Annotated in this window: 10 protein-coding genes; 2 read left to right on the plus strand and 8 right to left on the minus strand. The window is 42.4% G+C overall.

Going from position 1 to position 9,872, the window contains the following annotated elements; translation table 11 throughout:
- Positions 1-57: 57 nt before the first annotated feature.
- The gene (locus JC606_RS09200; protein ID WP_137406224.1) at positions 58-951 is read right to left on the minus strand and encodes a lipase secretion chaperone; all 894 of its coding nucleotides are present in this window, start codon (positions 949-951) and stop codon (positions 58-60) included.
- A gap of 39 nt (positions 952-990) precedes the next feature.
- Positions 991-1,932, minus strand: a complete 942-nt coding sequence (locus tag JC606_RS09205; RefSeq protein ID WP_137406223.1) for an esterase/lipase family protein — start codon at positions 1,930-1,932, stop codon at positions 991-993.
- Between the two features lie 425 nt (positions 1,933-2,357).
- On the opposite strand from JC606_RS09205, the gene JC606_RS09210 reads away from it, so the two are divergent.
- Positions 2,358-3,608 (plus strand): SGNH/GDSL hydrolase family protein, encoded by a 1,251-nt coding sequence (locus JC606_RS09210; RefSeq protein WP_198778467.1) that lies wholly within the window; start codon positions 2,358-2,360, stop codon positions 3,606-3,608.
- 246 nt (positions 3,609-3,854) lie between these two features.
- On the opposite strand, the gene JC606_RS09215 is transcribed toward JC606_RS09210, so the two are convergent.
- The gene (locus tag JC606_RS09215) at positions 3,855-5,186 is read right to left on the minus strand and encodes a DEAD/DEAH box helicase (protein ID WP_061032142.1); all 1,332 of its coding nucleotides are present in this window, start codon (positions 5,184-5,186) and stop codon (positions 3,855-3,857) included.
- A 361-nt stretch (positions 5,187-5,547) separates the two neighbouring features.
- Here JC606_RS09215 and JC606_RS09220 point away from each other — a divergent pair, with 361 nt between their 5' ends.
- Complete coding sequence (locus JC606_RS09220; protein ID WP_137406221.1) at positions 5,548-5,814, plus strand: Lpp/OprI family alanine-zipper lipoprotein; 267 nt, start codon at positions 5,548-5,550, stop codon at positions 5,812-5,814.
- A 1,308-nt stretch (positions 5,815-7,122) separates the two neighbouring features.
- On the opposite strand, the gene JC606_RS09225 is transcribed toward JC606_RS09220, so the two are convergent.
- From JC606_RS09225 to JC606_RS23655, 5 genes are all read right to left on the minus strand, one after another.
- Positions 7,123-7,470, minus strand: a complete 348-nt coding sequence (locus JC606_RS09225; RefSeq protein ID WP_198778468.1) for a hypothetical protein — start codon at positions 7,468-7,470, stop codon at positions 7,123-7,125.
- Positions 7,471-7,583: 113 nt separating this feature from the next.
- On the minus strand, positions 7,584-8,012 hold the full coding sequence (locus JC606_RS09230) for a hypothetical protein (protein ID WP_198778469.1): 429 nt from the start codon (positions 8,010-8,012) through the stop codon (positions 7,584-7,586).
- 116 nt (positions 8,013-8,128) lie between these two features.
- Entirely contained in the window at positions 8,129-8,350 is a 222-nt protein-coding gene (locus JC606_RS09235) for a hypothetical protein (protein ID WP_198778470.1), read from the minus strand.
- 214 nt (positions 8,351-8,564) lie between these two features.
- Positions 8,565-9,107, minus strand: a complete 543-nt coding sequence (locus JC606_RS09240) for a hypothetical protein (protein ID WP_198778471.1) — start codon at positions 9,105-9,107, stop codon at positions 8,565-8,567.
- A gap of 83 nt (positions 9,108-9,190) precedes the next feature.
- Positions 9,191-9,499, minus strand: a complete 309-nt coding sequence (locus JC606_RS23655) for a CPCC family cysteine-rich protein (RefSeq protein WP_198778472.1) — start codon at positions 9,497-9,499, stop codon at positions 9,191-9,193.
- Between the last annotated feature and the right edge of the window lie 373 nt (positions 9,500-9,872).

Below are 9,872 nucleotides of genomic sequence, written 5' to 3' on the forward strand. Positions count from 1 at the left end.
AGTCAATTCGATGAAGAATTCCACACAGTAGCCCAAAACATGCCCTTATCCCCCTCGCTACTCAAGCTCTGCATCCCAAATTCGTTCTATCGCTTCGACTCTTCTGATCTGCTTTGAAGGAAAGTGGGCAACTCTGAGCTCCGCAATTGTCTCTTGTCGTTCGGCCTGTGATAGCCCAGTGTCGTCTAAAATATCTTTTCGTTCCGCTAAGTAGATTTCTAAAGCACCTTCAAAATCCGCTCGTTGTTGGTCGAGCTCTTCAAGCCTTTGCGCGGCATCTTCATCCACCAGTTCATTTCGCTTCAAGTATTTCTCTTGCTGATCAAGCCCTTCAGAGTTGGATAATTGTTGAAGCAACACCTGATTCTTGTGGCTCGTTTGGACGTAGTCTGCTTGCTCAGAGATTAAAGAGTCTAACCGTTGTTGGTACTCCAACTCATTCAACCCTTCTTGCTTCAATCGAAGCTTTTCTAGGGCAATTTCCCTCATTTGGTTATCGTGAGTAAATAAAATACTTATCTCGCTCGGGCTGAAAAACTGAGCCTGAAGATCGAGTAAGGCTAGGTTTAAGCGTTGCAAATCATCGACAGAGAGCGAGTAGGGGTCGAACTGAACATCCAATGACGTCAATGCCGATTTGTAATCAAGGTACTTGGCAAACAAGGCCTCGTCGACTATTGCACCTTGTGATTGAGCATGATGCTGTGCAACGTTACTACGAATATCTTCAAGGGTAAGCTCTGTTTGTCCAGAGACGAAGTAATCCATAGTGTCTTTGGCCGATGCACTATCAATATCAGTATCTTGTTGAGAACTAACTTTCAACGAGGAGATACTTTGTCGTTCGTCACCGCTTGGGTTCAAGCCCTCTTCCACTGGATATAAAATAAAGACCGCCGCTGCACTCATCAGGGCTATCGTGGTTATCGAAAAAATGGCGGCCTTATTCATTATATTTTCCTTATCGTGTTAACGAATCATTAGGACAAGCTACAAGCCTGCCAACTTCAATCGGTTCGCGTGCTGGCGATACAATGTTACCGGGTCAGTCTCAAACAAATGATGGATGCCCAGCAAACCGTTAATCTCATCCAGATGATTCATTTTGTAATCATCCCCAATCACTTTACCTAGGTGAGCACTACAAGCTCCAACAAGCCCATCATTTGGTTCGTTAAACGCTAAACCTAGCACTGTCATCGCCGCATCGGTCGGGTCCAAAAGATTGGTAAAAGTGGAAGACCCTGTCCATGAGTAGTAATAAACGCCGTTACTGGCTTGCCACTCACCATCACCACATGCAGAGGTTGGAACCCCTTCAGGATAAAATTGATTGAAAGCAAGAGAACCTTCTGTCGTCAACGCTTCTAGTGATGCCAAGCCATCTTGTTCAAGGTCTGAACCACCAGACAATAGATTGATGAGTGTCGTCAACCCCCCCGCCAACTTAACCGCAATTCCCTCGGTGACAGACCCTTCAGGTACGGTTCCACGAACTAAATCCGCTACCTTTGAACCTTTATGAACGCCGCCAATACTCGTTACCGACGCGACAAGGTCTGGTCTCACTGAGGCCACATACCGCGCCGTGGGGCCACCATGACTGTGCCCGACAAGGTTAACCTTATTTGCCCCTGTTGCCGCTAAAAGTGTCTCGACCTGAGCCAGTAACTGCTCTCCCCTAACCTCTGAGCTATTCGTCGCTGATACCTGTGCAACATATACGCTCGCGCCATCTTTGGTTAAGGATTCAGGCACTCCGTAGAAGTAATCCACACCTGCTAACGTATCGAACCCAAATAAGCCGTGCACCAACACAATGGGATATTTGGTTTCAGTGTATCCACTGACTTCCAACGCCGATGCGCTCGTTCCTGCATAAACCCCCATGCTGGATAGGCAGGCGATTGTCCAAATTAATATCTTTTTCAATGCTCTTTCCTTAAACAAGTTAGACCTCTGATGAGTATCAAAAACGTAGGTGATAATTTTATAAAACTAAAAAGAGTGGCTCGAGATTTGTGATGTTGAACTGGAAATAAACAATTGCAATTAACATTGAACGACGAAAGTCACAACAAACTAAATATAAAATAAGCAACTGATTAATAAGCATTAATTGACACAAATATTAATAGTCAAACACTAAAAATACGGGTAAGAGCTTGCGTCCACAGAAAAGTGAATAAACGTAAACTCGTTGAAAGTTGGATCTATGTAACACTTATTACACGTGCTTCATATGAGTTATTGACGCAACAGCGAGTAATGCTCGATACATTTTAAAATGATATTGATTCTAATTATTAACAATCAAGTAATTAAACACACAACCCTTGTTAAATGAGTACTCGAAAATGAAGAAAATGATCTTGGTATTTGCGCTGACGATGCCCCAAATTGCATCAGCTCAGACAGAGACATCAATGCCTTTAGACTCAACAATGCACGACGAAGTAACACAAGAACAGATGCTTGATACACAAACATACGTAAGATGCTGGTACCGATCTGACATATCAAATGACTCGGTCGCGACGGATTGGAAATGGGCAAGAGACAAAGAGGACAATTATTACACCATTGAAGGATATTGGTGGTCACCCTCCTCTTACAAAAACATGTTCTTCAGTGAAACTCCGCAATCAGAAATTAAACAACGTTGTGATGAAACCCTAGACCTTCAGCATGATGCCGCAGATATCACGTATTTTGCAGCAGACAGTCGCTTCTCCTACAACCATTCGATATGGACTAATGACGAAGAACGGCAAGAGAATCAAATTAATCGAATCATTACATTTGGAGATAGCCTTTCTGACACTGGGAACTTATTCAACGGCTCGCAGTGGGTGTTTCCAAATCCCAACTCGTGGTTCTTAGGTCACTTCTCAAACGGCTTGGTCTGGACTGAATACTTGGCAAAAGAGAAAAATATACCTCTTTACAACTGGGCAGTTGGTGGAGCAGCAGGCACAAATCAGTATGGCGTTCTCAAAGGCGTATATGATCAAGTCACGTCATACTTAAAATACATGGAAGCAGCTAAAAACTACAAACCAGAAAACTCACTGTTTACTTTAGAGTTTGGACTCAACGACTTTATGAATTACGATCGCTCTGTCGTCGATGTAAAAGCCGATTTTAGTAGCGCTCTTATTCGGCTAACAGGGTCTGGCGCTCAAAACATCTTGCTATTCACACTCCCAGACGCAACTAAGGCACCACAATTTAAGTATACGAGCGACGCGGAAACAGAGCTCGTAAGACGTAAGATTATCGAGTTTAATCTCTTTATCGAAGAACAGGTGAGCTACTACAAGCAAAGAGGACTCAATATCGTTCTATTCGATGCTTATACTCTATTTAATAGCATTACCGAAAACCCGCAGCAACATGGTTTCCAAAACGCAACTGAACCCTGTTTAGACATCCAACGTCACTCTGCGGCCGATTATCTCTACCAGCATAACCTTACCAATGAATGTGCGGCCTATGGTTCAGACCATTATGTCTTTTGGGGGGTAACTCATCCTACGACCGCAGTACACAAATATCTCGCAGAGCATATTCTCATGACTAATTTATCGACCTTTAACTTTGACTAGTAAAATTTGCCTGGGATGACACTATTCGCCCCATAACGCGATCAACATTTTATCGCAAACTCAATGTTGTCGACGGAAGTCAATGTACTCAAATACTGTTATACCCAGCTCTTCGAAGCGGGTCGTGAGCGAAGTTTGAGTTAGGCTAGGGAAAAGCAGAGAAACATCGATACAAAAAAACCGCCTGTATAGGCGGTTTTTATTTGTATTCATTTTATCAGCAGAGGCGCTTTGACTCGCAAGAAATTACTCGTCGTCCACTTTTGGCGCAACTTTTTTCTTAGGGATAAACACGCTATCACCCACAGCCACATTTTGGTGGAAACTCTTATCGCGTTTAACTGGCTTCTTCGCTGTCTTCTTCGCTTGAGGTTTGCCCGCTTTCTTAGCTGGACCGCCCTTCTTGAAGGCTGGCTTACGAGGCTTGATGCCTTTGAACTTGCCTTTTAACCCTTCAAGAACAGAGAAGTTAAGGTCTTGCTGCAGGTAAAGCTCAACACGCTTGAAGCTGTCCCAGTCTTTTGGACCCACCAAAGAAATTGCATCACCTTTATTACCAGCACGACCGGTACGACCAACACGGTGAACGTACTCTTCAGTGTGTTTAGGCATATCAAAGTTGATAACGTGGCTTACGTTTGGAATATCAATACCACGTGAAGCAACGTCTGTTGTTACCAAGATCTTGTAAACCGCGCGCTCAAACTGGCTCATGATGGCATTACGTTGCGTTTGGTTTAGATTACCACTCAGTGCAACCGCTTTTAGCTTCTTCTCGTTAAGCTTGTCGGTCAGACGATCAGTGTCAGCACGAGTTGCCGTGAAGATCATAACCTGACGGTACTCAGCCTCTTCCAGAACGCGGTCTAAAATCGCCTCTTTATGGTCCAAGTGGTCACAAAGGTAGAACTTCTGTGTGATATCAAGGTGCTGCTCATTCGAAACACCAACAGAAATACGCTTAGGAGCGTCTAACATCTCATTCGCGATATCGTTCACTTCAGCGTGATCAAGTGTTGCAGAGAACATCAACGTTTGACGACGACGGTGCTTCGCAGCGTTTGCAATGCGACGAAGTTCAGGAGCAAAGCCTAGATCAAGCATACGGTCTGCTTCATCAAGGATAAGCGTTTCAACACCATCTAGGAACAACGAGCGGTGCTCTAGGTGGTCAGCAAGACGACCTGGAGTCGCAACGATAAAACGAGGATACTTACGCAGTGCTTTCACTTGGTCGTTAAAGTTCTCGCCACCTAGGATAAGCGCCGCTTCGTAAGACAAACCACCCAGCATGCTACGTAATTCACCGTAAACTTGCTTAGCCAGCTCACGAGTAGGAGCCAAAATTACACCACGAGGATCACGAGCAGAAAACGCTTTGGTTTTTAATGCCTTGTGAATCATTGGCAGAACAAACGCCAATGTCTTGCCTGAACCCGTTTTTGATGAAGCCAATAGATCCTTACCGGCAATAGCAACAGGGATCGCTTTCGATTGGATCTCTGTCGCTTTCTTAAAGTCGTAATGTTTTAAGTTCTTCAGTAAGCGGTTATCTAAGCCTAAATCTTTAAAGTGCAAAGGACTCTCCAGTCATGATGGTATTGAATAAAATTATTTTAACGTGACATGATACCGCGAAAATGCTTTATAAGGATAGAGATCACAGAAAATTTATCCCTACTAACAAAGTTGTTTAGAACATTGTATGCGTTGCTAGCAAAGGGGTAGCCCCATTAAATCGACGAAAAAGCCCTTCAAAAGCGGCCATCTCATAAGTGAGACAGAACGTGATGCTTAGCTAATTCCCTCAAAAATTTAGCAATTTCTTTAGTTATTGTTTTTGCAGTTAAAAAATTAGTCGCTACAATCATTAATGAAGCGACTATATGATAAAGAATGTATAGCGCATTTTTTGATGGTAAATAAGCAAGGAGTTCTTATGAATAAGACGTTAATCGCAGCTGCAGCCTCAGTTTTCATTCTAGCTGGTTGTTCTTCAGAGCCAGAAGAAGCTGCAGTGTCAGAAATGGATCAACTAACTAACCAAGTCGCTCAGCTTACAAGTGAAGTTGAAGCACTTAAGAGTGATAAAGCAGCAGCAGAAATGAAAGCTCAAGAAGCTTCTGAAGCCGCTATGGCAGCAAAAGAAGAAGCGAATCGTGCTAACGACCGTATCGACAACATCGCTGAGTCTTACACTAAGTAATACCGATTAGTTAAATAATTCATTAAAAATCAATGACTTATTTATCATCCATTCGATTTGTGGCGATAAAGTGGCGACACATTTTTGTGTCGCCATTTTTGTTTGTGCGTATGCACTCACTCGTCTGAAGAGTTACGCAAAAGTTCAGCTTGAGCATACTTTGTCACGCTGACCCATTCGGCTAGAGTGATTGATAATGTGGTCTTACTAGCCATCAACCTTCAAACATATCTAAATCAATGCCTTATAAAGAAACCGAACCACACCTGTCCCCAAAATGTCCACATCTCAATACTCATGTTTAGGTAAGTAAGGTTTATCCCCAAAAAAGCATTCCGTTTTATTGTTGCGAACATCATGGTTTGAAACACATTTTTGGACAATTTCTAGTCGAGTTTTTTCTAACTTAGCAAGGTGTGAATTAACTTAAGTACTGTAACTCGCTTAAGCGCGTAGTCAGTATCTACGCAGCAGATCGCTTTGCTGACAGTCCTAAAAATTATTTGGTTTAGCAGTACGAAAACTTTCTCGTTGTGAAAGTTTCCGTACTGCCCTACTCCATTTACGACCCACTTCAAATTATGAGCAAGTAAATATCTGGAATCTAGACAATGTGCAACTAAGCTTATAATCACTCCTGGGCTGAAACACTGGCTGCAATCTTCGCCACCTTTCATGAGGTGGCTTTTTTTCCAGGTAAACCTAAAGCAATGTTGTGACGGGGAACGCCAAGGCGCACCTGTGTCGGATTTGGGCGATGGATAACTACTCGTTCGTCCCTCACGACAGTTCACCACACTCAAATCAGATTAATGACCTCATATTCCATCCAGCTCTGAAACAGGGCAAATACCCTGCATAATTGATTCCTTTCGAGCGTCTTCAACATTACTCCTTTAGGTAGTTGCGCTTTACAAAATTTGCACTAACGTCATATATGCATTCATTTGCACACTCTGAATCAGTAGGACTACTTGGCCACCTCTTGAGGTGGCATTTTTTTATCTTAAATTTGGGGGTATATATGAAGCGCTCTCTCACAACGTGCACATTAGCAATCGCATGTATCACGACACCTAGGGTAGCTTGAACAGCCATAATTTACGAAACTGGGCGCGCAGCCGTTGACCTCTAGCTTGTTCCCCAAATAGACCTCACGAAGGTTTAATTACTACCAAACACCTCTTAGGGCAAAGACGTGTTTGCCGAGATCGGCGTCAGCACGTCTTTGGACAAAAGCACGTTAGATATTGGTCCCAACATGCGAGATTGGGATTAGACAAAGTATCTTGAACCCTTAAACGTTTGTTATGTTCGTACTACAATGTTTAGTGCGATTATATCGAGTTGCCCTAACTCATTAAAATTTAGACGAAAGTGCTTGTAACCTTCGTTGTGATTAATCACTTCTGATTCGACGTGTTGCTTCAACCAAAAAGATGAGCATATTTCATAACAGCAGTCATCTCGCTCCCCTTCAAGTAAATCAAACACCATCTGCCACTTGAATGCTACAGGTTCGGCAAAATACAACTTTACCGCTTTTTCTTGCCAATCTTTAAACTCAGCTCGTAAATCACCATCTTCTTGATGGATTTCAGGATATTCTGCATCTGCAGTAGAAAACCCCAAATCTAGTAATTTAACTGTTTCCATAGCCCTTCCTAGCCTAAAGAACATAACGCCGTTGTAACCGGCAAATAGTAGTTGGCTAAGATTTGTGAGGCACGAACAAAGCCAACTGTTATTTGTCCGCGTTTACAACTTTGTTAAGCGTACTGGGGCACATTTCTATTGCTAAATTCACTTTTAGAAACTCGACCATTTTTCAGTTTGCAAATTAAAACTGCGTCATATAAAGGGTCATGGCCGTACCAAACACCAATGTTTTTCATATGAGCTTTGTGAAGTTGGTAAGCTTCTTCATTAAATCTGTAATTAATTGATAACTCCGCAACTTGAATGTCATTTATGGAAGTCCCAGATGTGGTCGTTATAATTGAAACGGCTTTTTCTCTTAATTGTCTTATTTCATTATCGAGCTCTTTTGAAACGTTACTATTTGAATTAAGGAGATCTATCTTTAGCACCTCTCTTCCTTCACGTTCACAGAAAGCATACCCTTCAGCTAAAATGTTGCAGAGACCACTGACAGCATGATGCCCGATATTATGAACTGCTGATTGAAACCTACCCATACTCTCCGTACGCTTAACGCCGCAAGCAACTGCGGATGAAACGGAACTTGTTTTTATGCGAGTATTTTATCGCATAAAAACAAGTGGAGAGTAATGCGTCAGATTGCCTTGCCTTGTTATGCATTTTTACCAACGTATATGTGAATGTTATCTACACCTGAAACACATGATTCACTTGACCAAAGATCAACTTCTTCTTCGATACTACCAGTAAGAATCCAGCTTCTGCCAACAACTTGGCCAAGCTGGATGGTTGAGTATGCAGTGTCTAGCCAAGGCTCAGAGTTTGCTTCAATTGAGAACGAGCAGACATAGCCACCTTTATGATAAGGCGCCACACTCCTTTCCTTGCAATCTACTTCGAGCTTCGTAACGACATTATTTAATATTTTGTCGGCTTTCGCTGTTGAGCTTGCTGATGTAAAAATCTTCCAGTTGATATTCATAGCTTACTTTGCATAACGCCCGGCACAGCGGCGAGGTAAAACTGACGCCAAATTTGCGCCAGCAAATTTAGTGACAGCTTTTGCCGAGTCCGACTGCTGCCGCTTGTTATCTCTTCTCGATGAATGCACAGGCTTTACCATGTATATCAGTTAAACCGTCTACCAATTCTTGAATATTGAACGGCTCACCGCGAAATGAATATATTTTTGTAGCTGGATCATAGTGATGAATAATATCTGTATCATCTATACCATCACCTCCTACAGCATTTCTTGGACCGAATAGTTTTCCAACAATATTCTTATTTCTGCTGTTCTGTGCCCAATCATCTAACCTTTCATCAAAGTGTTCAAAGTGATCTCTTAATGTTCTTTTTTGGATAGGATGTCCTTGCTTGACTCCTAGTTCATCTCTTAAAGCCTGCCCTCGACGTTGGGCACGCGCTTTTTTAGCTTTATCACGGCATCCTGGGGGCCAAAATATTCTTGAAACTGCTGCCGCGTGATGTACCAAATCTAGCGCTTCACGAAAAAAGTCACCTTCTTGATTTTTTTCAAGAATCAAATTCATGCTATTAACTGCTTCCATGCAGAACTCACATTCTTCCTTCACTTGCTGCAAATATATACGCTTTAGAAAATCTTCCATTATTCACCTAGAGATAACGCCGCCAGCAGGGGCCGAAAAACCAGAGCGAAGCGACGGTTTTTTGGTCCCTCTGGCTGGCCTTGTTAAGTGTTGCTTGCATTGCCGCTCGAATCCACGTGAAAGTCTGTTGGATGCTTTTTGTTACTTTTCTCTGATAACAAGGTCCAACTTGAGTCTTTTTCAAATGCAGGCTTATTGTACTGAGTCCTATACCCATTGGCATACTTGTGTTGAGACTGACGCAGGCTATAGCCATTTGCACCCCCCTCATAATCTGGATCATTGAATTGAACAGAATCATCTTCCCAGTCACAGACCTCGCAAATTGTGAACGTCCCAGGTGGCTCTAAATCCAGACTCTTGTATCCACAGCAAGGGCAAGTATATTTCATGACTTTATGACTTCTCTCCAGGCACTTAACATTTTTAATAACAGGCCGGCTCGTTTTCCCTCCAACCTAACTTACAATCAATCTAACATAAACCATTAAAAAATAAAGAATATACATAAATTTTATTATTTTACCTTCACATAAAAACGAGCCGGCCTGTTATCACTTTTTACGTGGCATGTTATCTTGGGGAGTTCTTGCTTCAACTTACCTATTAACAACGACTTACTAATTGTTCTGCCGACAAAATGAGCCACTACTCCTGATAAAACAAGCCGTTTTCATACTCAAACTCCTTCTAACACCAATAAACTGTATAAAAAACAGTTTTGGGAGGTGGGAAATGGCAAGCAAATTCATTGAAGAAATCCGT

The sequence above is a fragment of the Vibrio sp. IB15 genome, from assembly GCF_016406055.1.
GTDB classification, from domain to species: domain Bacteria; phylum Pseudomonadota; class Gammaproteobacteria; order Enterobacterales; family Vibrionaceae; genus Vibrio; species Vibrio chagasii.

Excerpts from the sequence above, each read along its gene's own strand:
- JC606_RS09220 (WP_137406221.1), top strand. The coding sequence starts at position 5,548 with ATGAATAAGACGTTAATCGCAGCTGCAGCCTCAGTTTTCATTCTAGCT.
- JC606_RS09225 (WP_198778468.1), bottom strand. The coding sequence starts at position 7,470 with ATGGAAACAGTTAAATTACTAGATTTGGGGTTTTCTACTGCAGATGCA.
- JC606_RS09230 (WP_198778469.1), bottom strand. The coding sequence starts at position 8,012 with ATGGGTAGGTTTCAATCAGCAGTTCATAATATCGGGCATCATGCTGTC.
- JC606_RS09210 (WP_198778467.1), top strand. The coding sequence starts at position 2,358 with ATGAAGAAAATGATCTTGGTATTTGCGCTGACGATGCCCCAAATTGCA.
- JC606_RS23655 (WP_198778472.1), bottom strand. The coding sequence starts at position 9,499 with ATGAAATATACTTGCCCTTGCTGTGGATACAAGAGTCTGGATTTAGAG.
- JC606_RS09200 (WP_137406224.1), bottom strand. The coding sequence starts at position 951 with ATGAATAAGGCCGCCATTTTTTCGATAACCACGATAGCCCTGATGAGT.
- JC606_RS09240 (WP_198778471.1), bottom strand. The coding sequence starts at position 9,107 with ATGGAAGATTTTCTAAAGCGTATATATTTGCAGCAAGTGAAGGAAGAA.